This window comes from Pseudomonas huaxiensis (assembly GCF_003231275.1).
Lineage (GTDB): Bacteria > Pseudomonadota > Gammaproteobacteria > Pseudomonadales > Pseudomonadaceae > Aquipseudomonas > Aquipseudomonas huaxiensis.
This window is the reverse complement of record NZ_QKVL01000004.1, coordinates 246,094-271,709: the sequence shown is the minus strand read 5'-3', so window position 1 is coordinate 271,709 and position 25,616 is coordinate 246,094. Positions and strand designations below refer to the sequence as shown.

The following is a 25,616-nucleotide window of genomic DNA, read 5'->3' as shown; positions in this document are numbered from 1 at the left end:
GGCAGCTTTGTCGGCGGGGATTTGCGAAAACGATTGAAGATAAAAGAACGTCTAAGAAGAGTCCGCAGTGCGGACGCGCAGCCGAAGCTGGCTTCGGGGAATTGCACGACTTAAACGAGGTCCGTTGAAAGACCGGCGCGCACTATACCCGATTTCGTCGCCTCCGTGAGACCTTTTTTTCGGAAAACGACGAGCGCAAGCCTTGGAACGACAAGCCTTGCCGAACTCCAAGGCCCCCGTGGTGCCTGACACTGGGGCGGATAGCTGAAACGTTTTATTCAGGATGCCGGGCGAATCACCTCGATCAATGGTTGCAGCGAGTAGCCCAGACGCGGCGCCAGGGCCTCGGCGCGGGCCCGCAGGCCTGCCTGATCCAGGGTCTGGTCGAGGTCGGCCGGCACCAGCAGGATCACGTTGCCCTCCTTCACCGGCAACTCCCAGTAATGGCGATGGTAGAGCCCGCGCAGCAGTGCCGCGCCCAACGGCTTGCCGTCGTCGCCGGCCCACTGATTGATCACCAGCCAGCCACCCGGATTCAGGTGTTTCTGACAGTTTTCCAGGAAGCTCCAGGCCAGATGCGCGACGCCCGGGCCGTGGTCGGTGTAGAGATCGACGAAAATCAGGTCCGCCGTTTCCGCGCTTGGCAGCAGTTCCATCGCATCACCGACGCGGATATACAGACGCGGATCGTCATCCAGACCAAGGTATTCAATGGCGAGGCGCGGCACATCGGGGCGCAGTTCGATGGCCTCGACGTCCTCCAGCGGCAGGAACCTCAGGCAGGCCTGGGTCAGCGTGCCAGCGCCGAGGCCGAGGAACAGCGCGCTTTCCGGCAACTCATGGCACAGCGCGCCAATGAACATGGCGCGGGTGTAGTCGTATTCCAGCCAGCTCGGGTCAGCGGTAAAGACGCAGCTCTGCTCGATCGCTTCGCCGAACTCGAGAAAGCGGTAGTCTTCGACCTCGAACACGCTGATGGTGCCGAATTGATCCTGGACCTGCGCCAGCAGCCGCTCTTCCCGGTCTGTCATGCTGTCTCCCGGCAACCTGCGTGCCCAAGCAAAAGGCGCCATTGTCCGTCAATGCGTCCAGTGCAACAAGGCGTGTGCCTGGTGATAGCATGGCGGCAGACCTTTCCGCTTCTTTGCGATAACAAGACAGAGCCTGTGATGAGCCAACCCTGGAGTCCCGATAGCTGGCGCGCCTTGCCGATCCAGCAACAACCGACCTACCCCGACGCTACGCGCCTACTCAAGGTCGAACAGACCCTGGCCAGCTACCCGCCGCTGGTCTTCGCCGGGGAAGCCCGCGAGCTGCGCCGACAGTTCGCCGAAGTCACCCAGGGTCGGGCCTTCCTCCTGCAAGGCGGTGACTGTGCGGAGAGTTTTGCCGAGTTTTCGGCGGCGAAAATCCGCGACACCTTCAAGGTGCTGCTGCAGATGGCGATCGTCATGACCTTCGCCGCCGGCTGCCCGGTGGTGAAAGTCGGACGCATGGCCGGGCAATTCGCCAAGCCGCGCTCGGCCAATGACGAAACCATCAACGGCATCACCCTGCCCGCCTACCGCGGCGACATCGTCAACGGCATCGCCTTCGACGAGCCGAGCCGGGTGCCCGATCCCGAGCGTCTGTTGCAGGCTTACCACCAGGCCACCGCCACCCTCAACCTGCTGCGCGCGTTCGCCCAGGGCGGTTTCGCCGACCTGCACCAAGTGCACAAGTGGAACCTGGACTTCATCGCCAACTCGGCCCTGGCCGAGAAATACAGCCAACTGGCCGACCGTATCGACGAAACCCTCGCCTTCATGCGTGCCTGCGGCATGGACAGCTCGCCGCAACTGCGCGAAACCAGTTTCTTCACCGCCCACGAAGCGCTGCTGCTGAATTACGAAGAGGCCTTCGTGCGCCAGGACAGCCTCACCGGCGACTGGTTCGACTGCTCCGCGCACATGCTCTGGATCGGCGACCGCACGCGCCAACTGGACGGCGCCCATGTCGAGTTCCTGCGCGGGGTGAACAACCCGATCGGGGTCAAGGTCGGCCCGAGCATGAATACCGAAGACCTGATCCGCCTGATCGACATCCTCAACCCCAGCAACGACCCGGGCCGGCTGAACCTGATCGTGCGTATGGGCGCGGAGAAGGTCGGCGATCACCTGCCGGGGCTGATCCGCAGTGTCGAACGCGAGGGTCGCCAGGTACTGTGGAGTTCGGACCCGATGCACGGCAACACGATCAAGGCCAGCAGCGGCTACAAGACCCGCGACTTCGCGCAGATTCTCAGCGAGGTGAAACAGTTCTTCCAGGTGCACCAGGCCGAGGGCACCCATGCCGGCGGCATCCATATCGAGATGACAGGGCAGAACGTCACCGAATGCATCGGCGGCGCCCGACCGATTACCGAAGATGCCCTGTCCGACCGCTACCACACCCATTGCGACCCGCGGATGAACGCCGATCAGTCGCTGGAGCTGGCATTCCTCATCGCCGAAACCCTCAAGCAGGTTCGCCGCTGAGTTCGACCCGGGCCAGCGCTGCGCGCAAGCGCGCGGTGCCGGCCCGGGCGCAATTGATCTGCACTCGCTCCAGGCCCAGCCAGCCCGCCAGTCGCCAGAGACTGACGGCCAGGGCTTCTATCCCCTGCTCATCCAGCCCCTTTTGTTCCTCATGCAGTGCATGAACGGCCAGGCGCTGGTGCGCACGCTCGGCGCGCAAATCGACCCGCGCGGCAATCCGTTCATGGTGCAGGAACGGCAACACGTAATAGCCATAAACGCGCTTGTGCGCCGGGGTGTAGATTTCCAGTCGGTAGCGGAAATCGAATAGCCGTTCGGTGCGGTCACGCTCCCACACCAACGAGTCGAAAGGCGACAGCAAGGCACTGGTCTCGACCTTGCGCGGTATGCGCGGGCGATCGAGGCAGTAAGCCGGCTGGGACCAGCCCTGAACCTGGCAACGCTGCAAGCGACCGTCCTCGACCAGCTCGGGCAGGCGCTGACGGCTGTCGGCGGGCGAAAGGCGGAAGTAGTCACGCAGGTCTTTCTCGGTTGCCACGCCCAGCGCCTGTGCCGCGTGCAACAGCAAACCGCGCTGGGCCTCGGCTTCATCGGGAACCGGCTGCGCGAGCAGCGACGCCGGCAGCACCCGTTCCGGCAAATCGTAAAGCCGCTCGAAGCCGCGACGGCCGGCGACGGTGACCTCGCCAGCGGCGAACAGCCATTCCAGCGCGCGCTTTTCCGCGCTCCAGTCCCACCACGGCCCGGCGCGCTCCTGGCGGGTCGACAGGCTGCCGGCGCCCAGCGCGCCCTGCTCGGTTACTGCGGCTAACACCCGGGCGATGGTCGCCTGCTGCTCATGACCGAATTCCGCCAGTTGCCGATAGATGCCCTGCCCCTGCCGCGACCGCTGCATGCGCCAGCGCAGCAGCGGGTATAGCTCCAGCGGCAGCAACGACGCTTCATGCCCCCAATACTCGAACAGCTTGCGCTGACGGCCACGGCCCCAGGCCAATTGATCGAAGGTTTCGGAGGAATAATCGCCCAAGCGGGAAAACAGCGGCAGGTAGTGGGAGCGCACCAGCGCGTTGACCGAATCGATCTGCACCACGCCCAAACGCCGCAGCATGCGCGCCAGTTGCGCGGCGCCCGGCGGTTCGCCGAGCGGCGGGCGGGCGAATCCCTGGGCGGTGAGTGCCAGGCGTCGCGCCTGGCTCAGCGAAAAGGACTGTGCAGTGGGCATGCCTGACTCCTTGTGAACAGGCCCACTACAGTAGCCGCGGAACACCGGAGCGGCGACTCATTTTCTTGCAGCAGCAACGATCAGATCTTGAACGCGAGCATCAGCGCGCAGACCACCAGGAAGCCGCAGAACAGCGAGCGCAGGACTTTTTCCGGCATGGCGTGGGCCAGTTTCACACCCCAACTGATACTAAGCAGGCCGCCTGCCGCCAGCGGAATGCCCATGGCCCAGTCGACATGCTGGTGCACACCGTAGGTGAACAGGGTCACGGCGGTACTGGGCAGTGCCAGCGCCAGCGACAAGCCTTGAGCGACCACCTGAGTGGTGCCGAAAACGCTGGTCAGCACCGGCGTCGCCACCACTGCACCACCCACGCCGAACAGACCGCCCATCACCCCGGAAAAACTGCCGAGCACGCCCAGCCATGGCCACGGATGGCGCAGCTCACTGGACGCCGGCTTGCTGCGCAGGAACATCCGCAGCAGATTCCAGGCCGCCAAGGCGACCAGAAACGCCACGAAACCAATGCGCATCGCCCTGGCGTCCAGCCCCACAGCCCAGATCGACCCGAGCCAGGCGAAGACAAAACCGGCAGCGGCCAGCGGCAACGCATGGCGTAACTCGATGCGGTTGCGCTGGTGATAGCGCCACAGCGCCAGCATCACATTGGGCACCACCATCACCAACGCCGTGCCTTGGGCGAGTTGCTGGTCCAGGCCGAACAACACGCCCAGCGCCGGAATCGCGATCAGACCACCACCAATGCCGAACAACCCTCCCACCGTGCCCAGGGCTGCGCCCAGGACGATATACATCAACCACTCGATCATGCCGGCCTCGATTCAATAACCAATCGCGGCATGCTACCGGGACCGGTCTAGCGGGGAAACGCACAGCAACGCACAATGGCTTTGCCGATTTCGCATAAGCGAGCCCACTGATGAACCCCGATGCCCTGACCGAACAGCTCAGCCTGTTCCTCGATGTACTGGAAACCAGCAGCTTTTCCGCCGCCTCGCGGCGCCATCCATTGACACCGTCGGCAGTGGCGCGGCGCATCGACAACCTGGAAAACGCAGTGGGCAGTCGCCTGTTCGTGCGCAGCACTCACGCGGTACGCCCGACCCCGGCCGGCGTCGCCTTCGCCGAGCGGGCCCGGCGCATCGTCGAAGAACTGCGGCTGGCCCGGGCCGAAGCAGTGTCACTCAGCAATGCCCCGGAGGGCCTGATCCGCATGGACGCCCCCGCAGCCTTCGGACGCCGGCACCTGGCGCCGGCGATCGCTGATTTCCTGGTCGCCTACCCGGGCCTGGACGTGCAATTGCGCCTGATCGACAGCTTCGTCGACATGCACGGCTCCCACCTGGGCGAAGTGGACCTGGTGTTGCGCGCCGGCCCGCTGGCCGACACCCGGCTGGTGGCCACGCCGCTGGCGTACATGGTGCGCATCGCCTGCGCCAGCCCAGCCTACCTGCGTCAACGCGGCGTCCCAGCCAGCCCGCTCGAACTGGTACAACACGACGGCCTGGACTGGGACGGCCTGGCGCCACCGTTTGCCTGGCGCTTCGAGATGGACGGCCAGATGCGAGTGTTCCGCCCGTCGCGCATGCGCATGACCGCCAACAACGCGGAAACCCTATTGTTCGGCGCCCTCGCCGGCCTCGGCATCGCCCACTTGCCCACCTGGCTGGTCAGCGAATACCTGCTGCGCGGCGAATTGCTGCCGCTGTTCTGCGAAAACGGCCTGCCGCAAGCCGAAACCAGTGGCATCTACGCACTGCGCCTGGAACATGAAACGAACTCTCGCAGCCGTTTGCTGCTCGAATTCCTCAAGAGCCGCTTCAGCCCGGTTCCGCCCTGGGATCTGGCCCTACAGAGCGAACTGAGCTGGCGATCGCACTAAAATCTTGCGTGCTAACATCCAAGGGTCCACCGAAGAAAAGGATTTGCATGAACGCTGACACCAAAGCCTCCGACAACTGCGACGAGTTGCTGCTCGACAATCAGGTGTGCTTCGCCCTGCACTCCACCTCCTTGTTGATGACCAAGGTCTACAAGCCACTGCTGAACGAGCTGGGACTGACTTATCCACAGTACCTGGCGATGTTGGTGCTGTGGGAACAGGATGCGTTGACCGTCGGCGAGATCAGCCATCGCCTGCTCACGGATCCCGGCTCCCTCACCCCACTGCTCAAGCGCCTGGAAGCCGAGGGCCTGCTCAAGCGCACCCGCAGCCGTGAAGACGAGCGCGTGGTAATCGTCGAACTCACCGATGCCGGCCGCGCCTTGCAGGAACAGGCCCGCCGCGTGCCGCACTGCATTCTCGGCGCCAGCGGCCAGTCGGTTGAGCGCCTCAAGGCCCTACAGGCGCAATTGCTGGAGCTGCGCGACAATCTGCAAAAAAGCCTCTGACTGCTCTGCGACGGGGTTTCTGGCCTGATGACCAGCCCCGTCGCAAAGATCGTTGGGAAAAATACGGAAATTTATCTTGCGCACTAAATACTTGTGAGCTAACTTTATCTCCGTACCCAGACGGCGCCACACACGACGCCACACACGATCAACGTTAGAGGACACCTCCATGAAATCGCTCTACATCGCACACGTAACCTCCACCGGTGGCCGCGACGGCCGTGCCGTTTCCAACGACGGTATCCTCGACGTGAAACTGGCCACGCCCAAGGAACTCGGCGGTGCCGGCGGCGCAGCAACCAACCCCGAGCAACTGTTTGCCGCCGGTTATTCGGCCTGCTTCATCGGCGCGCTGAAGTTCGTCGCCGCCCAGGGCAAACGCCAACTGCCAGCGGATGCTGCGATTACTGCAGAAGTCGGCATCGGCCAGATCGAAGGCGGTTTCGGTCTCGACATCGACCTGCGCATCAGCCTGCCCGGCCTGGAACAAGCCGACGCTCAGGCCCTGGTGGACGCCGCGCACAAGGTGTGCCCGTACTCCAACGCCACGCGCGGCAATGTCGATGTGCGCTTGCACGTCAGTGTCTGAAGCGTTTTTCAGGCATAAAAAAACCCGGCCAAGGCCGGGTTTTTTGCGAAGCCGCCAGTCTTACTTGGCGCGGCCCTTGTAGGAACCACCTTCGCGGGTGTCGATCTCGATCAGGTCGCCGATTTCGATGAAATCAGCAACGCTCAATTCGGTACCGTTCTTCAGCTTGGCAGGTTTCATGACCTTGCCGGAGGTGTCGCCACGGGCGGAACCTTCGGTGTAGTCAACCTGACGAACGATGGTGGTCGGCAGCTCAACCGAAACCAGACGGTCTTCGAAGAACACGGCTTCACAGACGTCGGTCATGCCTTCTTCGATGAACGGCAGAACGGCCTCGATGTCTTCGGCGTTCAGCTCGTACATGGTGTAGTCGGTGGTGTCCATGAAGGTGTAGGTGTCACCGCTGATGAACGACAGGGTCGCTTCTTTGCGATCCAGGATCACGTCGTCCAGCTTGTCATCGGCAGAGTAGACGGTTTCAGTCTTGTAGCCGGTCAGCAGGTTCTTCAGCTTGGTCTTCATGATCGCGCTGTTACGGCCCGATTTGGTGAACTCAGCTTTTTGCACCAGCCACGGGTCGTTGTCGATCCGCAGTACGGTACCGGGTTTCAGCTCTTTACCAGTTTTCATTACGAAGTATCCGAATTTGGATGGATTTATAAAAATCGAGGCCGCGTATCATATCCAATTTCGGTAAAAGTGTACCAGCGTCGTGGCAAGGTCAGCTCCAGCGGCCTGTTCCGAGCACCATTTACGGGCATGGGCGGCCAGTTCGTCCCAGTGTTGCAACAACGCTTTCCACGCTTCGCCCATATCGCGATCCATGTTCCAGGCGCGCCACAACTCGACCAGCGCCACCGCCGCAGGCGTCGACAAACCCGGCGTGTAGCGATCGAGAAATGCTTCGAGCTTCTCCCAGTGCGCGTACTCCTCCTGTACATAGATATGCCAGAGCAATGGCCGCCCCGCCCATTGCGCACGGACGAAGGAGTCCTCGCCCCGCACCGCGTTGAAGTCGCAGCTCCAGAGCAGCCGGTCGTAGTCGTCCTGGCGCACGAACGGCAGGATTTGCACGGTCAGCGCCCCACGCCGATGAACCTCGCCAACCTCCAGTTCGTCCAGCCCCAGCCAGTTGCGCACATCGCCCAGCACCCGCCCTTCCGGCACCAGCACGTGATTGGGCCGGCTGTCTTCGGACAACACCTGCAGCCAGCTCGCCAGCCCCGGATTTTCATAAGCGAACAGCGACAACAGACGTGCCCCCGGCTCAGGCGCGATGCCCAACCGCTGCAAGAACGCCTCGCGCTCGTCCTGTTCGAACGCCTCGCGCCGCTCCAGCAAGCCGGCTTCGCGCAGCAGACCACCGGTGCGCGGGGTGAAACCGGGGAAGAAGAACACCTTGCGCAGGCCATTCGGCTGAGGCGACGGCAGACCATGACAGCCTTCGACCCAGTCCTCGGCACTGAGGTAATCGAGGTTCAACCACAACGCAGGCGTTTCCCGCTGGACCATCGCATCGATGTAAGGCTGCGGAATCTGACAGGCGAACGCCCCGATCACCACATCGGCCACCGCCACCGGCTGCCACTCGGCATCCCAGCGACAAACCTCCACGCCCTCCCAATACTGCCGCTCCGCCTGCGGATCAGCTTCCGGACACAGGCGGGCGAACGCGTTCAGCTCATCGACCCACAGCCGCACCTTCAGCCCATGCTCGGCCACCAGTTGTCGGGCCAGGCGCCAGGTGACGCCGATGTCACCATAGTTGTCGACGACGCAGCAGAAGATATCCCAGCTCGGCTTCATATCAGGCACCTCTTGCACCGCAAACGAATAATCGCCGATTGTCCTGATATTCGAGCGCAGACAAAAGTGTTGCCGGCAACGGAAACCAGGTTCTGCACGAAATGTATTCGAGCGAAGGCCAGGCAAGGCGAAAACAGGCGAGGAAGCGGAGTTGACTGGTTGTCAATGAGCATTCCGAGCCTGTTTTCAACGCAGCATGGCCGAGCTCGGATGCATTTCGTGCAGAACCTACGATGTGTCGTGCGACAATCCCATCCCTGTCCTGGCCAGGAGGCTTTCATGTCCTACCGAGCGCATCGTCGCGAACTGAAAATTTCCCACAAGATCCTGCCGCTTGCCCTCGGCGTGGCCTTGGGCCTGTGGCTCGGTGTTGTCGCTGTCGGCCTTACCCTGTGGGCCGCCTGGCAATTCGTGCCGTCCCTGCATGAGCCGCTGGCCGCAGTGATCAGCCAGCCCGCAACACCACCACCCGCCGCGCCAGCCCGCTTGCCAGCACCAGCCCGCCTGCCGGGTGCGCAGGAACAATCGCCGGAACAGAACCAGATGTTCGACCAGTACCAGCAAGCCCTGCGCACCCAGCAGATCGATGATGCGCAGAGGCATGCCGAGGAAAACCCGCGCAACCTGTCCAACCCCAGGTGCCAGTTCTGGCTGCAACAGGACCGCACCGCCCCTAATGAGAAAAGCCGGGCCAATGTCCTTGAGTTCTGCCGCTGAAATGAACAAGACCGATTTGCTGAAAGCCATCATCGAGCGCCTGGAGATTGACCTGGACGTCATCCAGCGCGCTGCCCAGACCGCCTATGAAACGGCCACGGCGGAAGAAAACATCGCCGAGAACAAGTACGACACCCTGAGCCTGGAAGCCTCCTACCTGGCCACCGGCCAGGCCCGACGCATGGAAGAGATTCGTCAGGCCTGCAAGGCGTATCAGCAACTGACGATGCGTGATTACGACCCCGAACGTGGCATCCAGATCAGCAATCTGGTGCAACTGGAAGACGCCCAGGGTAATCAGCAATGGCTGTTTCTAGGGCCGGAAGCGGCTGGATTGCAGATCGGCACGGGGCCATCAAAAGTCACCGTGATCACCCCACGCTCACCACTGGGCCAGCAGTTGCTGGGCAAATTCGAAGGCGATGAAATCACCTTGGTGCTGGGCAATGGCCGGCAGGTTCAGGAAGTCGTCAGCGCCTGGTAACACTCAGGCCAACGCGTCGAACCGCCGCGCCAGCCCCTGCTCGGCAAACTGCTCCAGGATGAAATCGACAAACGCCCGGGTCTTGCCCGGCAGCAGTTTGTGCTGGGCGTAATACAGCGAAATATTGCCGTCATCCACGTACCAGTCAGGCAGCACTCGCAGCAGGCTGCCGCGCTGCAGATAGGGCACGGCGAACGGCATGCTCACCAACGCGATACCCAGACCCTGCTCGGCCGCCGCGCAGGCCGCCTCCGAGTCGGTCATGGTCATGCGCGGGCGTAGCGTCAGCGGCGAGTGATCCTGGCCACGACTGGTCAGCGGCCAGGAGCGCACGCGGCCGGTCTGCGGCGAACGAATCAGGATGCCGTCCGCCTTGTTCAGATCATCCGGCTCGCGAACGGCCCCGCACTTGTCCAGATAATCAGCAGACGCCACCAGCACCCGGTGCGCGGGTGCCAGCTTGCGTGCCACCACGCCCGGCGGCAGGTCGAAGCCGCCGCCGATGGCTGCATCGAAGCCTTGGGCGATCAGATCGATCTGACGATTATCAAAGTGCCAATCCGGCGTGATTGCCGGAAATCGCCGAAGGAACTCCCCCAACAGCGGCAAGATGTACAAACGCCCGAACACAGTGCCCATGCTGACTTTCAAGGTGCCCGCCGGCTGCCCCTCGGCACTGGCCAGGTTGGCCACGGCGTGCTGGATGGTCTGAAAGCTGTCGCGTACCTCGGCAAGAAAACGCTGGCCTGACTCGGTCAGGGTCAGGCTGCGGGTGCTGCGCTGAAACAGACGAACCCCAAGCCGGGCTTCCAGACCGGCAACGTTCTTGCCCACCGCTGCGGGTGTCAGGCTCAGGCGGCGGGCGGCTTCGGCGAAGCTGCCCACCTCGGCGCTGCGAATGAAGCATTCAATACTGGTGAAGGTTTCCATGGCGCACTCTAAACCCGTGGTTTATTCAGACTATAGCGATTAGTGGATTATCAGAGGGTAATCCAGCGCCGATACTGAGCCCATCAACAAGGCATTCGGCCTTGTCTTTTCGGGAGCATCATCATGTCGAATCAATCCAGCCTCAGCGGCAAAGTAGCATTGGTCCAGGGCGGCTCACGCGGTATCGGCGCAGCCATCGTCAAGCGCCTGGCCGAACAGGGCGCCGCAGTCGCCTTCACCTACGTCAGTTCGCAGGCAGTGGCCGACGACCTGCAACAGCAGATCCGCAACAACGGCGGCCAGGCCCTGGCGCTCAAGGCCGACAGCGCCGACGCGGCGGCGGTACAACAGGCCGTGGCACTGACCGTCGAGCAGTTCGGGCGCATAGATATCCTGGTCAACAATGCCGGCGTGCTGGCGGTCGGCCCGCTGGACGACTTCAGCCTGGAAGACTTCGATCGCACCCTCGCCGTGAACGTGCGCAGCGTGTTCGTCGCCACCCAGGCTGCGGCCCGGCACATGGGTGAAGGTGGCCGGATCATCAATATCGGCAGCACCAACGCCGAACGCATGCCCTTCGCCGGCGGTGGTCCCTACGCCATGAGCAAGGCGGCGCTGGTCGGCCTGACCCGCGGTCTCGCCCGAGACCTGGGCCCTCGCGGCATCACCATCAACAACGTTCAACCGGGCCCGGTGGACACCGACATGAACCCCGCCGAAGGCGAGTTCGCCGAGAGCCTGATGGGCCTGATGGCGGTGGGTCGTTATGGCCGCGTGGAGGAAATCGCCAGCTTCGTCGCCTACCTCGCCGGCCCGGAAGCGGCCTACATCACCGGTGCCAGCCTGACCATCGATGGTGGTTTTGCCGCCTGATACGTCAGTCGACGGCCCTGGCGGCCAGGGTTCGTTCCAGCAACTGGATGAACGCACTGGCGGCCGGGGTCGGCGATTTGGACCAGATGGCATACAGATGACGAATCGGCGCATCGCTGACCGGCAAGGCCACCACGGCCTGAAAACCGGCAGCGATCCGCGCGGGCACCAGCCCAACGGCCAGCCCGCGCTGGACGAAGCGCTCAATCAGGCTGGTGGTACCCACCTCGAATTGCACCCGATGACGCAGGCCAGCGGCAGCGAACGCCTCGTCGGTTTGCCGGCGGGCCCCGGTTCCGGCCTGGAAGTCGGCCAGCGGCTGGTCTTCCAGTTGCGCCAGGGACAAGCGTTCGTCAGCCGCCAGCGGATGATCGGGCGGCAGCACCGCCACCAGTTCTTCCTTCGCCAGCAGGCGCCACTCCACCCCTTCCAGCGACTCTCCCGGCCACACCCCGATAAACGCCACATCCAGGCGACGCTCGCGGACATCGGCAATCATCAATTCGCTCTTGCCCATCAGCCAGCGGATATCCACACGCGGGTACTGGTGGTGGAAGCCGGCAAGCAGGTCCACCAGGTCCAGTTCGGTCAGCGAACTGATCTCGCCGATGGACAAGCGCCCGCGCACTTCTCCACAGGCGGCGGCCACCTCGTCGCCAATCCGCCGCGCCGCCTCCAGCGCGGTGCGGGCACTCGGCACGAACGCCTCGCCGGCCGGCGTCAGGCGCACCCAGCGCGAGGTCCGCTCGAACAGTTGCGCGCCCAGTTGTTCTTCCAGCCGGGCGATCTGATGGCTCAACGCCGACTGCACCACGTGACAACGTTCGGCCGCGCGGGTGAAGCTCCCGGTATCAGCCACCGCCAAGGCGTACTCGATCTGTTTAAGGTTCATGCTCATCTATCTGATTTCAAGATTGATCGAATGAAAACGATACATTGGCCTCATGCTAGCGCATTTTCGATACTGCCCATCTTCACCCACGGATAGCGAGACAGTTCATGACCTCCACAGCTCCACTCAGTCGTGCACTGATCCTGCTGATGGCGACCGCCACCGGCCTGGCGGTCGCCAGCAACTACTACGCGCAGCCGCTGCTGCACAGCATTGCCGAGCATTTCGGGCTGAGCACTGCCAGCGCTGGCGGCATCGTCATAGCTGCGCAACTGAGCTATGGCGCAGGCTTGCTACTGTTGGCACCGCTCGGCGACATGTTCGAACAACGGCGGCTGATCGTCAGCATGATCGCCATCAGCACCCTCGGCCTGTTGATAAGTGCCTTTTCCCCCAGCCTGCTGTGGCTGTTGGTGGGCACCACACTGACCGGCCTGTTTTCGGTGGTCGCGCAAGTACTGGTGCCCATGGCCGCAGGCCTGAGCGAGCCGGGTGAACGCGGCCGGGTGGTGGGCACGTTGATGGGCGGCCTGCTGCTGGGCATCCTGCTGGCGCGAACCGCCGCCGGGTTCATGGCTACCCTCGGTGACTGGCGTAGCATTTACCTGCTCGCCGCCGGCTTGATGGCCGTCAGCGCCATCGCCCTCGCCCGCGCATTACCGCAGCGCCGGCAACATGCAGGGCTCGCCTACCCGGCGCTGATCGCGTCGGTATTCCGCCTGTTCGCCGAGGAGCCGGTGCTGCGTTTGCGCTCCTTGCTGGGCGCTTTTTCCTTCTGCCTGTTTGCCTTGTTCTGGACGCCGTTGGCGTTTCTGCTGAAGGCCGAGCCTTATCAGTATTCCGATGGCGTCATCGGACTTTTCGGCCTGGCTGGCGCTGCCGGCGCGCTTGCCGCCAACCTGGGCGGGCGCCTGGCCGACAAGGGCAAGGGCGCACAAGGCACGACCTTCGGCCTGCTTATCCAATTGCTGTCTTGGGTACCGCTGGCGTTCGCCCCGACTTCACTGGCGGCGCTGCTGGCCGGTGTGCTGTTGCTCGACCTGGCGGTGCAACTGGTGCACGTCAGCAACCAGAACGCGGTGATCGCCCTGCGCCCGGAAGCCCGCAACCGGTTGAACGCCGGCTACATCACCTGCTACTTCATTGGCGGCGCAGTGGGTTCGCTGCTCGGCACCCAGTTGTTCCAGGCCTACGGCTGGAATGGCATCGTCATCGCGGGGCTGGGCATCGGTGCGCTGGCGCTGCTGGTATGGGGTGTCGCCGGGCGGCGAGTGATGCACGTCAGTACTGTCTGACAGACGCATTACCCTCCGTCGCCTGACGATTGACTTGGCGGTATCCGAAGCGCTCAGTAGGGATTGGTCAACAGCCCTCTCAACCTGGATACCCCTATGACAAGACTCACGGTTCAGTCCGGCGATTTCTTGCAAGGTGAAGGCGAGTACCGCAATGGATCGCTCACACTCAAGACCGCCACAAGCCCCTCACCGGGTGAAAAAATCGCACTCTCGCGCATCAAGGACATGCAAGTCGCCAATCAGGAGTCCAGCCGCAATATCGGTAGCGCCATCGGCTGGGGCATGGCCGGTGCACTGGTGGCAGGCCCCTTCGGTCTGCTCGCCGGGCTCTGGCTTGGCGGCAAAGATGAGGAGGTGACCTTCCTGGCCACCTTCAAGGACGGGCGCAAGCTGTTGGCCGTCACCGACAGCAAGACCTGGTCGAAACTGGACGGAACCTGGCGCCGCCAGCACACGCAACCGCCCGCCCGTCACTGAATAAATCCCTTCTCCATTCGTTTTCCGCAGAAGAAAGACTCACGGCAATTCGGGGCACCGCAACGCGGTCGCCCCTGCTAAGATTGCGCCCGCGCTCCGGCGCCCACTGGCGCAATGCCAGTAGCCTTTCGCACTTGCGCGCCCTTTTGCGCCTTCCTGTCGCCGTACCGGGCTTTCAGTCATCGGTAGTCGCCGAGTCATAACGGCGCGCCCGCTGCCGGCCCTCAAGGAGTTTTGCCGCATGTCCCTGCAACGCCCCCGCCTGCCCCTCAGCCTGCTGAGCCTCGGCCTGGCCCTGAGCACCTCGACTGCCCTCGCCCAAGACAATGTGACCCTCGCCCCGGTGAACATTTCCGACACTCAGAACGATGGCTACCAGCCACGCCAGGCTCAGGTCGCCGGCTTCTCGTCGGCGCCGCTGCTGGACACCCCGGCCTCGGTGTCGGTGTTCACCGAGCAACTGTTGAAGGACCGCCAGGTACGCCTGCTCAGCCAAGTGCTGCAAAGCGACGCCTCGGTGGGCGAAAGCTACGCACCGATCGGCTACTACGAGAACTTCACCGTGCGCGGCTTCAGCCTGGACGCGGCCCACAGCTACACGATCAACGGCCAGACCATCACCGGCGAACAGAACGTAGCGCTGGAGAACAAGCAGCAGGTCGAATTGCTCAAGGGGCTGTCAGGCCTGCAAAGCGGTGTGTCCGAGCCCGGCGGCGTGATCAACTATGTGACCAAGCGGCCGGAAGACGTGCGCTCGGTGACGGTGTCGAGCAACGAGCAAGGCGAACGCTATATCGCCACTGATCTGGGTGGCTGGTTCGGCAGCGAGCGCCAGTTCGGCCTGCGCGCCAACCTCGCCCATGAAGATATCCGCAGCTACGTTGACCATGCCGACGGCAAGCGTGACTTTGCCTCCCTGGCCTTCGACTGGCAGATGAACCCCGATGCGCTGCTGCAACTGGATGTCGAGTACCAGACCCGCGAGCAATACTCGGTGCCGGGTTACCAGTTGCTGGGCAACACCAGTCTGCCTCACGGCATCGATCCGAAAGACCGCCTGGCCTGGCAGGACTGGGCCAAGCCGGTGAAGAGCGATTCGCTGAACCTCGGCGGACGCTTTGAATACCGCTTCAACGAGGCCTGGACCGGGGCGCTCAGCGCGTCGCACAGCCGGGTGGTGATCGATGACTACAGTTCGTTTGCGTGGGGTTGCTACGGTTCGGCCAGTTGCGGCGCCGACGCCGTGCCCAACTACTTCAGCCAGGAAGGCGACTACGACATCTATGACTTCCGCAGCCCGGACGACACCCGCCGCACCGATGAAGCGCAGGCAACGTTGACCGGTCGTTTCGCCGCGCTCGGCGTTGACCATGAACTCACCGTCGGCAGCAGCGCGCAACGGCGAACTGTAGATCAACGTCCGACCTTCAACGAGTGGGTTGGCACCGGCAACATCTATCAGGACACCCCCGCCGTCGATCCTGCGCCAGGCACCCCGGGCCACAGCGAACGCCGGCTCGACAGCCGCCAGTACGGCGTGTTCTTCAGCGACCGGATCACCTTCGACGAACACTGGCAGACCGTACTCGGCTCCCGCGTGGTGCGCCTTGACGAAAAAGCCTTCGGTGAAGATGGCAGCCTGCGCCGGCAGACCCGCCAGTACGAACTGCTGCCCAACGCCGCATTGATCTACAAGCCGCGGCCGGATATCTCGCTATACGCCAGCTACAGCAAAGGCCTGTCGTCCGGCGGCACGGCGCCGTGGTTCGCGCTCAACAATCAAGACATCCTCGCCCCAACCACCTCGCACCAGATCGAACTCGGCATCAAGCGCGACTGGCAGCGCATGAGCTTCGGCGCCGCGCTGTTCCAGTTGCGTCAGGCTTACCAGTACGCGAAACCGGACGGCGGTGATTTCGTCTATGTGCAACAGGGCCAGCAGAAGAACATCGGCCTGGAACTGTCCGCCAGCGGCTGGCTGACCTCGGACCTGCAGATCAGCGCCAGCGCCGCAGCGATCCGTGCCCGGGTCAAAGGCAGCGGCACCGAGGCCTACGACGATCACCAGGCCCTCAACGTGCCTCGACTGCGCGCCTCGCTGCAGGCCGACTACAGCCTGCCGGTTCCCGGCCTGGCCCTGCTAGGCGGCATGCGCTACAGCGCCAGCAAGTACGCCAACTACGCGGGCACGGTGGAAGCCGGGGGTTATACCGTGTTCGATGTGGGGACGCGTTATCGCACGCGAATCGCCGGCTACGACACGACCTTGCGGCTGACTGTGGATAACCTGTTCGACCGCCGCTACTGGCGGGATGTCGGCGAATACCTGGGGGACAACTACCTGTTCCAGGGCGCGCCGCGGACGGCTCGGGTCTCGGCGTCGGTGAACTTCTGATCGCGCCGATCGCGGGCCGGAGGCGGCCCGCGATCGACTGCCGGGAGTTATCGCGAACCCAGGTAGAACAAGCCGCCGATGAAAATAACGAAATACAGCGGCCCACGGAAGGCGACCGGGATTTTCCAGACCCCCAGGCCCCACAACCCCCAACTGCCCACCAGCAGCAGGAGCATCTGGAAGGCCATGAACACCTTGTCCTGGGAGAGCGCCTTGGGAATGGCAACGAATATCCCCATCGAGAGAATCAGCAGCCCGAGGACGATGAAAATGTCGGCGCGGCACAGATTACCTTCGTTGAGTTTGTCCTCCTCGCGCAAATAGGATGAGTTGGCGTGCTCGGCATTCTGCTCACTGTTGTGCAACTTGCCACGCTGGTCCCGATATTTGTTGTCGAACACGCGAAGTACTCCTGTAGGTTCATGCCGCCGGCTCCATCCGTTTGAATGTAGCGGATTATGGCAATACGCCATAATTTCAACGAAGGCCTACAAAGACCGTGCTTTTTGGAGTGAGTTCAGAGGGGCGAGAAAAATGCGGAGCAGGATGACCAGGACAGCCAGGAGATAAAATCGCGGGCAATAAAAAACGGCGATTTGCAGGTTGTACCTACAAATCGCCGTTCTTTGCGCCAGGCAAGTCAATGACGTGCGAGGCGTTTGAAAGTGGCGGTGAAGAAGGGATTCGAACCCTTGATACAGTTTCCTGTATACACACTTTCCAGGCGTGCTCCTTCAGCCACTCGGACACTTCACCGGATCTCTTCAAGCAGTTCAGCCTGTCGAGGCGCGCTAATGTAGTCGAAAGGTTTATCGATGGCAAAGGTTTTTTTCAGATTTTTCATGCGTTTAAGCCAATCCGCGAAAAATGGCGGGGGACGATGGCAATTTGGCCAATCTGTGGAGTGCTTTGCCAATCGTTACCAAGCGAACCCCGCCGAGCAAGGACGGCAGGCGATACGGTGACCCACCGGTCAGTCATCGTGCTTTACCTGACTGCGGCGGCTGGGTAACGTCTTTGCCACTTCTTATAAAGGAACACCGCCATGAGTGAGCTGATTACCTACCAACTGGACGACGGTATCGCGACCCTGACCCTGAACAACGGCAAGGTCAACGCCATTTCGCCCGATGTGATCGCCGCCTTCAATCAGGCGCTGGACCGCGCTACCCAGGACCGGGCGGTGGTAATCGTCACCGGCCAGCCGGGCATTCTCTCCGGCGGCTACGACCTCAAGGTGATGACCGCCAGCCCTCAGGCTGCTGTGTCCTTGGTCACCGCCGGCTCGACCTTGGCCCGGCGCATGCTCTCCCACCCCTTCCCGATCATCGTCGCCTGCCCCGGCCATGCCGTGGCCAAGGGCGCGTTCCTGCTGCTGTCGGCCGATTACCGCATCGGCGTCGAAGGCCCGTTCAGCATCGGCCTGAATGAAGTCCAGATCGGCATGACCATGCACCACGCCGGTATCGAACTGGCCCGCGATCGCCTGCGCCGTTCGGCGTTCCACCGCTCGGTGATCAACGCCGAGATGTTCGATCCGGTGAGCGCCGTGGACGCCGGCTTCCTCGACAAGGTGGTACCCGTCGAGCAACTGACCGAGGCGGCCCTGGCCGCAGCGCAACAGTTGAAGAAGATCAACATGAACGCGCACAAGCACACCAAGCTCAAGGTGCGCAAAGCACTGCTGGAACTGCTCGACGACGCGATCATCCGCGATCAGGAACACCTCGGCTGAACCCAGCCACCAGGCCAGACGCAACCGCGTCTGGCCCTTGTCCATTTGCCCGATGACACAGGGCGTTTGCCGCCATCAGTGCACAACCGTACACTGAGCAGTGTTTTATCGAGTGAGTCGTACGATGCTCTTCCTTCCTCGCATGCTCCTGCTGGGTGTCCATTTCATCCTGGCGGGCGTGATCGGCGTGATCATTGGTCTGTGCCGCCCCTTCAATCCCGATAACAGCCGGCTTTATGCCCGCGTGTATGCCTGGCCTTCGAGCTGGCTGCTGCGGCTGAAGATCGAGGCGGAAGTCGGTCCGCTGTTCGACCAGCCACCCGGCTGCGTGATCATCGCCAACCACCAGTCCAACTTCGACCTGTTCGTGCTCGGCAACGTAGTGCCGCCACGCACCGTGTGCATCGGCAAGAAGAGCCTGGGCTGGATCCCGCTGTTCGGCCAGTTGTTCTGGCTCGGCGGCAACGTTCTGGTCGACCGCGGCAACGCCTTCCAGGCCCGCCGCGCCATCCAGACCACGACCCGCACCCTGCGGGAAAACCACACCTCGATCTGGGTGTTCCCGGAAGGCACGCGCAACCCGGACGATCAGTTGCGTCCCTTCAAGAAAGGCGCCTTCCACATGGCCATCGACGCCGGCGTGCCCATCGTCCCGGTGTGTGTCAGCCGCTATGCGCGGCGCTTGAGCATCAATGGCTGGCGCCGCCAGCGGGTCATCATCCGCTCGCTGCCGCCCATTGCCACCGCCGGCCTGAGCCAGCAGGACGTCGCGGCCCTGGTGGAGCAATGCCGCACACAGATGCAAAACTGCATCGATCTGATGGAGCGCGAGGTCGGACGCGGCTGAGCATTTGCCGATTCGCCAGGGTCAGACCAAGCTGTCAGTCACGTTAACGCAGAGAAATGGACAACCATGGGTCGAGTCGTTGCAGCGGCGGTGTACAGCGCCGGCAGGAAAGTCACCAATATCAGCCTCGACGAAGGCGCGGAATGGGCGAGAAAACCAGGGCACTTCGTCTGGATCGGTCTGGAAGAGCCCAACGCCCAGGAACTGGCCAACCTGCAACGGCAGTTCAACCTGCACGAACTGGCCATCGAAGACGCCCTGGAAAAGCACAGCCGGCCCAAGCTGGAAACCTTCGGCGACGCGCTGTTCATCGTCACCTACTCGCCGGTGCGCCATGAAGGCAAGCTGGAGTTCATCGAAACCCATATTTTCGCCGGCAATGGCTACATCATCACCTGCCGTAATGGTCACTCGAAGTCCTACGCGCTGGTCCGTCAGCGCTGCGAGGCGCGGCCGCTGTTGCTGGAGCACGGCGAGGACTTCGTGCTCTACGCCCTGCTCGACTTCGTCACCGAGAACTATCAGCCGGTCAGCGAAGCGATTCATGGCGAGATCGAAGAGCTGGAACAGAGCGTGCTCAGCGGCTCGCTGAACGAAGAAGACATCCGCCGCATCCACGGCCTGCGCCGCGACATCCTGCGCCTGCGCCGTTATGTGGCGCCGATGGTCGAGGTCAGCGAGGAACTGCAGCGCCTGACCTTCCCCTTCATCGACAAGAATATGCGCCCGTACTTCCGCGACGTGCAGATTCACGTCACGCGGCAGATGGAAGACCTGGCGGGCATCCGCGATATCGCCAGCCAGACCATCGAGATCGGCATGCTGCTGGAGTCGTCACGGCAGAGCATCGTGCAACGCAAGTTCGCCGCCTGGGCGGCGATCCTGGCGTTTCCCACGGCAGTGGCGGGCATCTACGGCATGAACTTTCAGAACATGCCGGAGCTGAGCTGGCAGTACGGCTACTTCGCCGTACTGGGAGTAATCGCGGTGGGTTGCACCGCGCTGTACAGCAATTTCAAGCGTTCTGGCTGGCTTTAGGCTGCGCCACGAAACGCATCATCCATTCCGCGACAGTCTGGCCCTGGTGATCCACGCCCAGGCTGTCGACGCCCTTGCGGTACACCTCCTGCCCCAGATGCTCCTGACGCAGTTCCAGCAGCGCGCGGGAATAGTCGTGGATGAATTCCGGGTGGCCCTGGAAACACAGCACCTGGTCGCCGATGTGATACGCCGCATAAGGGCAGAAATCACTGGAGGCAATCACGGTGGCGTTTTCCGGTAGCGCGGTGACCTGATCCTGATGGCTGATCAGCAAGGTCAGCTCTTCAACCTGCGGACTCATCCACGGCGCCTTGGCGGCCATCACATAGCGATGGATGCCGACGCCCCACCCCTGAGTGGCGCGCTCGCTCTTGCCGCCCAGCAGCAGCGCCAGCAACTGATGGCCGAAGCATACGCCCAGCAGCTTGTCGCCGCGGCGGTAGTGCTCCAGCAAAAAGGTCTTGAGCGTCTGGATCCACGGATCGTCGCCGAAGGAGTCGGCCTTGCTGCCCGTCACGAGGTAGGCATCAAAGACCTCGTCATCGGGCGGGTACTCACCGTTCATCACGTTGTAGACCGTGAATTCGGCGGCGATCGGCTGGCGGGTAAACAGTTGCTCGAACATCCGTCCATAGCCCTGATACTGCTCGACCAGCTCAGGTCGCAGGACGTCGGTTTCCAGGATGCAGATGCGTAACGACATAGACTTGGCCCTGAACGACAGTGGTGAAAAAAGACCGGTAGAGCCTGCCGCGAATATGGGCGACAGGCAAGCATTGCCTCGGACGAACGGTCATTTCATTGCAAGGCGTGTGTGTATCCCGCGCACGCGTCTAGTCGGGCACGTCGTACGCATATGGCATAAAGCCTCATAAGAAAAAACGTTAACGACACTAAAGTCGAGACGAAACCGATCTAAAACAGCGGTAACGTTGCCCCTAAGGTTGGTTGTATACCGATATCCAGCAGGTTTGTAGCCGGTACGGGAAATCCCGTGCATTTCGTGGCCAGCGGACCCTGGAAAAGGATGTCTCTCGCTCTCAGGAATAACAACAAGAAGGCAGTCAGCCATGTTCAAACAACACAAAGTACGTCAGGCCGGACTCATTCTGTTCGCCACCACACTGCTGCTGATCCTGCCGAACCTCACTCGCCTGTTCGGCTGATCGCGCCCGGTATTCTCAGCGTTCCTGCGCTCTGGTATATGCTGCCGACCCTCACTGGTTGGAGACCGTCCATGCGCCTTCGCTTCGCCCTCCTGCTCAGCGTGCTGAGCCTGCCGTTGCACGCGGCGCAATTGGCCCTCCAACTGGGCGGCAACGACAAGCAATGGCAAAGCGCGGAGTTACTCCAGCACCCGCAGGCCCGGGACATCCGTATCGAGCAGGATGTGTCGTACAAGAAGTCCATGACGTATCGCGCGGTGCCTTTGGCGGTCCTGCTGGAAGGCGTCAAGCCGGAAGACCATCTGCAAGCCGTGGCCCTTGATGGCTTCGCTGCCGAAATGCCCGCCGCCGCGTTGCTCAAGCAAGGACCGGCACAAGCCTGGCTGGCGGTGGAAGACCCGGCTCACCCGTGGCCGCCACTGGCCAAGGACAAACCCGGGGCCGGTCCCTTCTATCTGGTCTGGACGCACCCCGAGGCCGGCAATATCAGCCCCGAACAATGGCCCTTTCAGGTGGCCAGCATCCGTCGCCTGCCGCCGGTGGCCGAGCGATTTCCCGCCCTGCTCCCGGCACCCGGCCTGGCAGCGAATGACCCGGTGAGCCGCGGCTTCGCCCTGTTCCAGAAGAACTGCTTGGCCTGCCACCGCCTCAACGGCGCCGGCGATGCCCAGTTCGGTCCGGACCTGAACCTGCCCTACAACCCCACCGAATACTTCCACCCCGCGTTTCTTCGTCGCTATATCCGCGACCCGCAGAGCCTGCGCCAGTGGCCGCAAGCGCGGATGCCTGGTTTCAGCGCAAGCGTGCTGCCGGACGCCGACCTCGACGCCCTGCTCGCCTACCTCGGTCATATGGCCAAACGCAAACCCTGACGCTTACTGCTGCGCCGAGAACCCGGACGTCACCAGCACGTTGGCGTGCATCTGCTCGTACCCGCCGCCCCGGCGCATGCCGCGTACCGGGCAGGCGTCGAGGTAATCCAGGCCCACCGCCAGTTTCAGATGGCGCTCGGGTACCGCAAGCTGGTTGGTCACATCGAAGCTGTACCAGGCGCCGTCCAGCCAGGCCTCGGCCCAGGCGTGGCTGGCCATGTGCTGGCTGTCGTTGTCGAACAGGTAGCCGGACACGTAACGCGCCGGCACCAGCAGGCTGCGGGCGCAGGCGATAAAGGCGTGGGCGTGGTCCTGACAGACCCCCGCGCCACCGGCGAAGGCCTGGGCGGCGCTGGTATCCACCGCGGTGGCGCCGGGGCGATAGGCCATGCGCTCATGCAACGCCCCCATCATCTCGATCAGCGCGCTGCGATCACGGCGTTGCCCGCACTGCTGGCCGGCGAACCCACGCAGCGCCTCGTCCGCCTCGGTCAGGCGGGTGAAGCGCAGGAACGGCAAGGGTGACTGCGATTCGTGCTCGGCTTCCCTGGTCGGATCGATCTCGACTTCACCGCGCGCGGCAATCAGCAGGTCGGCATGCGGTTCTTCCAGGCTGAGCACATGCAGGATGTTGCCGAACGGATCGCGCCGGGCCTGGGCGGGACGCGGCAGGTCCAGCTCCCATTGCAGCACCTGCTGACGCTCGTTGTCCGGGGGCGTCAGGCGCAGGTACTGGATGCTGGTTCGAACCTGGTCTTCGTAGTGGTAGGCGGTTTCGTGGCTAATGGTCAGTCTCATACGACCTCCAGGTAAGCGCTGTGAATGGCGTTGCCCAACTCACGCACCAGCGGAATGTAGTGGTTCAACCAGGGGTGCAGTCCTTGCGAGAGGATTTCGTCGATGCCGGTGTAGCGCAGGCGGGCATCCACTTCCGCGGCCAGGCGCTGGGCCGGGCGGCCGTTGGCGCCGGGCAGGCTGGCGAGAATCTGGTCGATTTCTTCCGTACAGGCACGCAGGGAACGGGGTACATCGGCACGCAGGAGCAAGAGTTCGGCGACATGGCGCGCCGTGGGGGCGTCGCGGTAGATCTCGGTGTAGGCCTCGAACGAGGACAGTGCGCGAAGCAAGGCGCTCCACTGGTAATAACCGCGGGCAGAGCTGTCGCTGACGGTTTCGGCGTCCTCGCCGAACATCTCGTAGCGGGCGTCGAGCAGGCGCAGGGTGTTGTCGGCCCGCTCGATGAAGGTGCCCAGCCGAATGAAGCGGAAAGCGTCGTTGCGCATGATGGTGCCGTAGGTGGCGCCGCGGAACAGGTGCGAGCGCTCCTTGATCCACTCGCAGAAACGGCTCATGCCGTAACGCCCCAGGCCCTGCTCGGCAATGCCGCGGATCTCCAGCCAGGTGGCGTTGATGTTTTCCCACATGTCCGCGGTAATCCGCCCACGCACCGCATGGGCGCTGGCCCGCGCGGCGCCCAGGCAGCTGTAGATGCTGGCCGGGTTTTCCGGGTCGAGGGCAAAAAAGTGCAACAAACGCTCGGCGTGCAGTTGTCCATGCCGGCCCAGGTAATCGTCCAGGGTGCCGGTGATGCGCAGCGCCAGCGCCATTTCGTCCAGGCCATCGCCGCGACCGTCCTGCGGCATCAGCGACAGCGAATAACTGACATCGAGCATCCGCGCGAGGTTTTCCGCCCGCTCCAGATAACGCGACATCCAATACAGGTCCGAAGCCGTTCTACTGAGCATGATTCAATCCTCGACCACCCAGGTGTCCTTGGTACCGCCCCCCTGGGACGAGTTCACCACCAGCGAGCCCTCGCGCAGCGCCACCCGCGTCAGGCCACCGGGCACCACGCGGGTCTCCCGGCCGGCCAGGACGAACGGACGCAGGTCGATGTGCCGCGGCGCAATGCCGTTTTCGACAAAGGTCGGGCAGGTCGACAGCGACAGGGTCGGCTGGGCGATATAGGCCGCCGGGCGGGCCTTGATGCGCTCGGCGAAGGCAGCGATTTCCGCCTTGGTCGACGCCGGCCCCACCAGCATGCCGTAGCCGCCGGAACCCTGGGTTTCCTTGACCACCAGGTCCGGCAGATTGGCCAGCACGTGGGAAAGCTCTTCCGGCTTGCGGCATTGCCAGGTAGGCACGTTCTTCAGGATCGGTTCTTCGTCCAGGTAGAAACGGATCATCTCGGTCACGTAGGGATAGACCGACTTGTCGTCGGCTACCCCGGTGCCGATGGCGTTGGCCAGCACCACGTTGCCGCAGCGATAGGCCGACAACAGACCGGGCACGCCGAGCATGGAGTCGGGGTTGAATGCCAGCGGGTCGAGGAAGGCATCGTCCAGCCGGCGATAGATCACGTCGACCGGCTTGGGGCCGTCGGTGGTGCGCATGAATACCCGCTCGTCGCGAACGAACAGGTCCGCCCCTTCCACCAGTTCCACACCCATCTCGCGAGCGAGAAAGGCGTGCTCGAAGAACGCACTGTTGAACCGCCCCGGGGTCAGCACCACGACGCTGGGGTTATCCAGTGGGCTGGAGCTTTTCAGGGTGTCGAGCAACAGGTTCGGGTAATGGTCGATCGGCGCGATGCGCTGAGCGGCGAACAGCTCGGGAAACAGCCGCATCATCATCTTGCGGTCTTCGAGCATGTAGCTGACACCGCTGGGCGTGCGCAGGTTGTCTTCGAGAACGTAATAGCTACCGTCGCTGTCGCGAACCAGGTCGACCCCGGAAATGTGCGCGTAGATGTCGCGGTGCAGGTTCAGGCCCTGCATCGCCAGTTGATATTGATCATTGGCCAGGACCTGCTCGGCGGGGATGATCCCGGCGCGCAGGATGCGCTGCTCATGGTAGAGGTCGGCGAGAAACATGTTCAGCGCCTTGACGCGCTGAATGCAGCCGCGCTCTACCACCCGCCATTCGCTGGCCGGGATGGCCCGCGGAATGGTGTCGAAGGGGATCAGGCGCTCAGTGCCCTGCTCGTCCCCGTATAGCGTGAAGGTGATGCCGGCGCGATGGAACAGCAGGTCCGCCTCGCGGCGGCGTTGCGCCACTTGCTCAGGCGGCGTCTGCGCCAGCCAGCGGGCGAATTCCCGATAATGCGGACGGAGCTGACCGTCGGCGGCGTACATCTCATCATAGAACGTGCGAATCATGCCGAACTCCTTGTCACCCGTGCACAGGCACTGTCGCAAAGCCCGTGCCAGCGGAATTAATCCTTTTCAATCAACGGGTTGGGGAATTCAGAAAAAGACGCCGCACCAGACTTGTGCAGCCAGCCCCACGCGAATGGGGCACGCGCTTCATTGCGAAGCGTGTGGGTTCCCGGGACGGCCAGGCCG

26 protein-coding genes and 1 tRNA gene are annotated in these 25,616 nt (G+C 62.9%); 14 read left to right on the top strand and 13 right to left on the bottom strand.

Annotated features, from left to right (window positions below; translation table 11 throughout):
* Window positions 1-278 precede the first annotated feature (278 nt).
* Window positions 279-1,031 carry a spermidine synthase gene (locus DM374_RS07785; RefSeq protein ID WP_110969343.1) on the bottom strand — a complete coding sequence of 251 codons (753 nt, stop codon included), beginning with the start codon at window positions 1,029-1,031 and terminating at the stop codon, window positions 279-281.
* Window positions 1,032-1,169: 138 nt separating this feature from the next.
* On the opposite strand from DM374_RS07785, the gene DM374_RS07780 reads away from it, so the two are divergent.
* Window positions 1,170-2,516, top strand: a complete 1,347-nt coding sequence (locus DM374_RS07780; RefSeq protein ID WP_110969342.1) for a class II 3-deoxy-7-phosphoheptulonate synthase — start codon at window positions 1,170-1,172, stop codon at window positions 2,514-2,516.
* On the opposite strand, the gene DM374_RS07775 is transcribed toward DM374_RS07780, so the two are convergent.
* Window positions 2,497-3,738 carry a winged helix-turn-helix domain-containing protein gene (locus DM374_RS07775; protein ID WP_110969341.1) on the bottom strand — a complete coding sequence of 414 codons (1,242 nt, stop codon included), beginning with the start codon at window positions 3,736-3,738 and terminating at the stop codon, window positions 2,497-2,499. The genes DM374_RS07780 and DM374_RS07775 overlap by 20 nt on opposite strands.
* Window positions 3,739-3,818: 80 nt before the next feature.
* Window positions 3,819-4,568, bottom strand: a complete 750-nt coding sequence (locus tag DM374_RS07770) for a sulfite exporter TauE/SafE family protein (protein ID WP_110969340.1) — start codon at window positions 4,566-4,568, stop codon at window positions 3,819-3,821.
* A gap of 110 nt (window positions 4,569-4,678) precedes the next feature.
* Between DM374_RS07770 and DM374_RS07765 the strand changes: the two genes are divergently transcribed.
* From DM374_RS07765 to DM374_RS07755, 3 genes are all read left to right on the top strand, one after another.
* Window positions 4,679-5,641 (top strand): LysR family transcriptional regulator, encoded by a 963-nt coding sequence (locus DM374_RS07765; protein ID WP_110969339.1) that lies wholly within the window; start codon window positions 4,679-4,681, stop codon window positions 5,639-5,641.
* Window positions 5,642-5,688: 47 nt separating this feature from the next.
* Window positions 5,689-6,150, top strand: coding sequence for a MarR family winged helix-turn-helix transcriptional regulator (locus tag DM374_RS07760; protein ID WP_095155579.1), 462 nt, complete (start codon window positions 5,689-5,691; stop codon window positions 6,148-6,150).
* A 169-nt stretch (window positions 6,151-6,319) separates the two neighbouring features.
* A complete protein-coding gene (locus DM374_RS07755) occupies window positions 6,320-6,739 on the top strand; it encodes an organic hydroperoxide resistance protein (RefSeq protein WP_110969338.1) in 420 nt (139 codons plus the stop codon).
* A gap of 60 nt (window positions 6,740-6,799) precedes the next feature.
* On the opposite strand, the gene DM374_RS07750 is transcribed toward DM374_RS07755, so the two are convergent.
* Together DM374_RS07750 and earP are read right to left on the bottom strand one after the other, a co-directional pair.
* Window positions 6,800-7,369 carry an elongation factor P gene (locus tag DM374_RS07750; RefSeq protein ID WP_095155577.1) on the bottom strand — a complete coding sequence of 190 codons (570 nt, stop codon included), beginning with the start codon at window positions 7,367-7,369 and terminating at the stop codon, window positions 6,800-6,802.
* A gap of 48 nt (window positions 7,370-7,417) precedes the next feature.
* Window positions 7,418-8,545, bottom strand: coding sequence for an elongation factor P maturation arginine rhamnosyltransferase EarP (gene earP / locus DM374_RS07745; protein WP_110969337.1), 1,128 nt, complete (start codon window positions 8,543-8,545; stop codon window positions 7,418-7,420).
* 279 nt (window positions 8,546-8,824) lie between these two features.
* Between earP and DM374_RS07740 the strand changes: the two genes are divergently transcribed.
* Both DM374_RS07740 and DM374_RS07735 read left to right on the top strand, forming a co-directional pair.
* Window positions 8,825-9,262 (top strand): hypothetical protein, encoded by a 438-nt coding sequence (locus DM374_RS07740; protein ID WP_110969336.1) that lies wholly within the window; start codon window positions 8,825-8,827, stop codon window positions 9,260-9,262.
* A 1-nt stretch (window position 9,263) separates the two neighbouring features.
* Complete coding sequence (locus DM374_RS07735; RefSeq protein ID WP_110969335.1) at window positions 9,264-9,746, top strand: GreA/GreB family elongation factor; 483 nt, start codon at window positions 9,264-9,266, stop codon at window positions 9,744-9,746.
* A 3-nt stretch (window positions 9,747-9,749) separates the two neighbouring features.
* On the opposite strand, the gene DM374_RS07730 is transcribed toward DM374_RS07735, so the two are convergent.
* Complete coding sequence (locus DM374_RS07730; protein WP_110969334.1) at window positions 9,750-10,676, bottom strand: LysR family transcriptional regulator; 927 nt, start codon at window positions 10,674-10,676, stop codon at window positions 9,750-9,752.
* Between the two features lie 123 nt (window positions 10,677-10,799).
* Between DM374_RS07730 and DM374_RS07725 the strand changes: the two genes are divergently transcribed.
* Window positions 10,800-11,549 carry a 3-oxoacyl-ACP reductase family protein gene (locus DM374_RS07725; protein ID WP_095155572.1) on the top strand — a complete coding sequence of 250 codons (750 nt, stop codon included), beginning with the start codon at window positions 10,800-10,802 and terminating at the stop codon, window positions 11,547-11,549.
* Window positions 11,550-11,553: 4 nt separating this feature from the next.
* On the opposite strand, the gene DM374_RS07720 is transcribed toward DM374_RS07725, so the two are convergent.
* Window positions 11,554-12,441 carry a LysR family transcriptional regulator gene (locus tag DM374_RS07720; protein ID WP_110969377.1) on the bottom strand — a complete coding sequence of 296 codons (888 nt, stop codon included), beginning with the start codon at window positions 12,439-12,441 and terminating at the stop codon, window positions 11,554-11,556.
* 107 nt (window positions 12,442-12,548) lie between these two features.
* Here DM374_RS07720 and DM374_RS07715 point away from each other — a divergent pair, with 107 nt between their 5' ends.
* The 3 genes from DM374_RS07715 to DM374_RS07705 all read left to right on the top strand — a co-directional run bounded on the left by DM374_RS07715 (window position 12,549) and on the right by DM374_RS07705 (window position 16,611).
* On the top strand, window positions 12,549-13,736 hold the full coding sequence (locus DM374_RS07715; RefSeq protein ID WP_110969333.1) for an MFS transporter: 1,188 nt from the start codon (window positions 12,549-12,551) through the stop codon (window positions 13,734-13,736).
* A 96-nt stretch (window positions 13,737-13,832) separates the two neighbouring features.
* Entirely contained in the window at window positions 13,833-14,216 is a 384-nt protein-coding gene (locus DM374_RS07710; RefSeq protein WP_110969332.1) for a hypothetical protein, read from the top strand.
* A gap of 241 nt (window positions 14,217-14,457) precedes the next feature.
* Window positions 14,458-16,611 (top strand): TonB-dependent siderophore receptor, encoded by a 2,154-nt coding sequence (locus DM374_RS07705; RefSeq protein ID WP_110969331.1) that lies wholly within the window; start codon window positions 14,458-14,460, stop codon window positions 16,609-16,611.
* 47 nt (window positions 16,612-16,658) lie between these two features.
* Here the strand turns inward: DM374_RS07705 and DM374_RS07700 are convergent, their stop codons facing one another.
* Together DM374_RS07700 and DM374_RS07695 are read right to left on the bottom strand one after the other, a co-directional pair.
* Window positions 16,659-17,012: a hypothetical protein gene (locus DM374_RS07700; protein ID WP_110969330.1), complete on the bottom strand. Its 354-nt coding sequence runs from the start codon at window positions 17,010-17,012 to the stop codon at window positions 16,659-16,661.
* 265 nt (window positions 17,013-17,277) lie between these two features.
* A tRNA-Ser gene (locus DM374_RS07695) sits at window positions 17,278-17,367 on the bottom strand.
* 289 nt (window positions 17,368-17,656) lie between these two features.
* Between DM374_RS07695 and DM374_RS07690 the strand changes: the two genes are divergently transcribed.
* The 3 genes from DM374_RS07690 (at window position 17,657) to corA (ending at window position 20,231) form a co-directional block, all read left to right on the top strand.
* The gene (locus DM374_RS07690; RefSeq protein ID WP_110969329.1) at window positions 17,657-18,346 is read left to right on the top strand and encodes a crotonase/enoyl-CoA hydratase family protein; all 690 of its coding nucleotides are present in this window, start codon (window positions 17,657-17,659) and stop codon (window positions 18,344-18,346) included.
* Window positions 18,347-18,470: 124 nt separating this feature from the next.
* Window positions 18,471-19,193, top strand: coding sequence for a lysophospholipid acyltransferase family protein (locus DM374_RS07685; RefSeq protein WP_095155566.1), 723 nt, complete (start codon window positions 18,471-18,473; stop codon window positions 19,191-19,193).
* Between the two features lie 66 nt (window positions 19,194-19,259).
* Window positions 19,260-20,231 carry a magnesium/cobalt transporter CorA gene (gene corA, locus DM374_RS07680; RefSeq protein ID WP_110969328.1) on the top strand — a complete coding sequence of 324 codons (972 nt, stop codon included), beginning with the start codon at window positions 19,260-19,262 and terminating at the stop codon, window positions 20,229-20,231.
* Here the strand turns inward: corA and DM374_RS07675 are convergent.
* Window positions 20,209-20,937 (bottom strand): amidotransferase, encoded by a 729-nt coding sequence (locus DM374_RS07675; RefSeq protein ID WP_110969327.1) that lies wholly within the window; start codon window positions 20,935-20,937, stop codon window positions 20,209-20,211. The two genes, corA and DM374_RS07675, sit on opposite strands and share 23 nt — an antisense overlap.
* Before the next feature lie 534 nt (window positions 20,938-21,471).
* Between DM374_RS07675 and DM374_RS07670 the strand changes: the two genes are divergently transcribed.
* Window positions 21,472-22,272: a cytochrome c gene (locus DM374_RS07670; protein ID WP_110969326.1), complete on the top strand. Its 801-nt coding sequence runs from the start codon at window positions 21,472-21,474 to the stop codon at window positions 22,270-22,272.
* A 3-nt stretch (window positions 22,273-22,275) separates the two neighbouring features.
* On the opposite strand, the gene DM374_RS07665 is transcribed toward DM374_RS07670, so the two are convergent.
* From DM374_RS07665 to DM374_RS07655, 3 genes are read right to left on the bottom strand one after another with little or no spacing between them, the layout of a single operon-like run.
* The gene (locus DM374_RS07665) at window positions 22,276-23,070 is read right to left on the bottom strand and encodes a transglutaminase family protein (RefSeq protein WP_110969325.1); all 795 of its coding nucleotides are present in this window, start codon (window positions 23,068-23,070) and stop codon (window positions 22,276-22,278) included.
* Entirely contained in the window at window positions 23,067-24,017 is a 951-nt protein-coding gene (locus DM374_RS07660) for an alpha-E domain-containing protein (RefSeq protein ID WP_110969324.1), read from the bottom strand. The genes DM374_RS07665 and DM374_RS07660 overlap by 4 nt, the downstream gene beginning before the upstream one ends.
* A gap of 3 nt (window positions 24,018-24,020) precedes the next feature.
* On the bottom strand, window positions 24,021-25,430 hold the full coding sequence (locus DM374_RS07655) for a circularly permuted type 2 ATP-grasp protein (RefSeq protein ID WP_110969323.1): 1,410 nt from the start codon (window positions 25,428-25,430) through the stop codon (window positions 24,021-24,023).
* Window positions 25,431-25,616 lie beyond the last annotated feature (186 nt).

What these genes read in the sequence shown, in the direction of transcription:
- DM374_RS07750 (WP_095155577.1), bottom strand. Translation starts at nt 7,369, where the DNA reads ATGAAAACTGGTAAAGAGCTGAAACCCGGTACCGTACTGCGGATCGAC.
- DM374_RS07770 (WP_110969340.1), bottom strand. Translation starts at nt 4,568, where the DNA reads ATGATCGAGTGGTTGATGTATATCGTCCTGGGCGCAGCCCTGGGCACG.
- DM374_RS07765 (WP_110969339.1), top strand. Translation starts at nt 4,679, where the DNA reads ATGAACCCCGATGCCCTGACCGAACAGCTCAGCCTGTTCCTCGATGTA.
- DM374_RS07670 (WP_110969326.1), top strand. Translation starts at nt 21,472, where the DNA reads ATGCGCCTTCGCTTCGCCCTCCTGCTCAGCGTGCTGAGCCTGCCGTTG.
- DM374_RS07760 (WP_095155579.1), top strand. Translation starts at nt 5,689, where the DNA reads ATGAACGCTGACACCAAAGCCTCCGACAACTGCGACGAGTTGCTGCTC.
- DM374_RS07715 (WP_110969333.1), top strand. Translation starts at nt 12,549, where the DNA reads ATGACCTCCACAGCTCCACTCAGTCGTGCACTGATCCTGCTGATGGCG.
- DM374_RS07660 (WP_110969324.1), bottom strand. Translation starts at nt 24,017, where the DNA reads ATGCTCAGTAGAACGGCTTCGGACCTGTATTGGATGTCGCGTTATCTG.
- DM374_RS07730 (WP_110969334.1), bottom strand. Translation starts at nt 10,676, where the DNA reads ATGGAAACCTTCACCAGTATTGAATGCTTCATTCGCAGCGCCGAGGTG.
- DM374_RS07655 (WP_110969323.1), bottom strand. Translation starts at nt 25,430, where the DNA reads ATGATTCGCACGTTCTATGATGAGATGTACGCCGCCGACGGTCAGCTC.
- DM374_RS07785 (WP_110969343.1), bottom strand. Translation starts at nt 1,031, where the DNA reads ATGACAGACCGGGAAGAGCGGCTGCTGGCGCAGGTCCAGGATCAATTC.
- corA (WP_110969328.1), top strand. Translation starts at nt 19,260, where the DNA reads ATGGGTCGAGTCGTTGCAGCGGCGGTGTACAGCGCCGGCAGGAAAGTC.
- DM374_RS07690 (WP_110969329.1), top strand. Translation starts at nt 17,657, where the DNA reads ATGAGTGAGCTGATTACCTACCAACTGGACGACGGTATCGCGACCCTG.
- DM374_RS07735 (WP_110969335.1), top strand. Translation starts at nt 9,264, where the DNA reads ATGAACAAGACCGATTTGCTGAAAGCCATCATCGAGCGCCTGGAGATT.
- DM374_RS07685 (WP_095155566.1), top strand. Translation starts at nt 18,471, where the DNA reads ATGCTCTTCCTTCCTCGCATGCTCCTGCTGGGTGTCCATTTCATCCTG.
- DM374_RS07775 (WP_110969341.1), bottom strand. Translation starts at nt 3,738, where the DNA reads ATGCCCACTGCACAGTCCTTTTCGCTGAGCCAGGCGCGACGCCTGGCA.
- DM374_RS07755 (WP_110969338.1), top strand. Translation starts at nt 6,320, where the DNA reads ATGAAATCGCTCTACATCGCACACGTAACCTCCACCGGTGGCCGCGAC.
- DM374_RS07740 (WP_110969336.1), top strand. Translation starts at nt 8,825, where the DNA reads ATGTCCTACCGAGCGCATCGTCGCGAACTGAAAATTTCCCACAAGATC.
- DM374_RS07720 (WP_110969377.1), bottom strand. Translation starts at nt 12,441, where the DNA reads ATGAACCTTAAACAGATCGAGTACGCCTTGGCGGTGGCTGATACCGGG.
- DM374_RS07780 (WP_110969342.1), top strand. Translation starts at nt 1,170, where the DNA reads ATGAGCCAACCCTGGAGTCCCGATAGCTGGCGCGCCTTGCCGATCCAG.
- DM374_RS07710 (WP_110969332.1), top strand. Translation starts at nt 13,833, where the DNA reads ATGACAAGACTCACGGTTCAGTCCGGCGATTTCTTGCAAGGTGAAGGC.
- DM374_RS07705 (WP_110969331.1), top strand. Translation starts at nt 14,458, where the DNA reads ATGTCCCTGCAACGCCCCCGCCTGCCCCTCAGCCTGCTGAGCCTCGGC.
- earP (WP_110969337.1), bottom strand. Translation starts at nt 8,545, where the DNA reads ATGAAGCCGAGCTGGGATATCTTCTGCTGCGTCGTCGACAACTATGGT.
- DM374_RS07675 (WP_110969327.1), bottom strand. Translation starts at nt 20,937, where the DNA reads ATGTCGTTACGCATCTGCATCCTGGAAACCGACGTCCTGCGACCTGAG.
- DM374_RS07665 (WP_110969325.1), bottom strand. Translation starts at nt 23,070, where the DNA reads ATGAGACTGACCATTAGCCACGAAACCGCCTACCACTACGAAGACCAG.
- DM374_RS07725 (WP_095155572.1), top strand. Translation starts at nt 10,800, where the DNA reads ATGTCGAATCAATCCAGCCTCAGCGGCAAAGTAGCATTGGTCCAGGGC.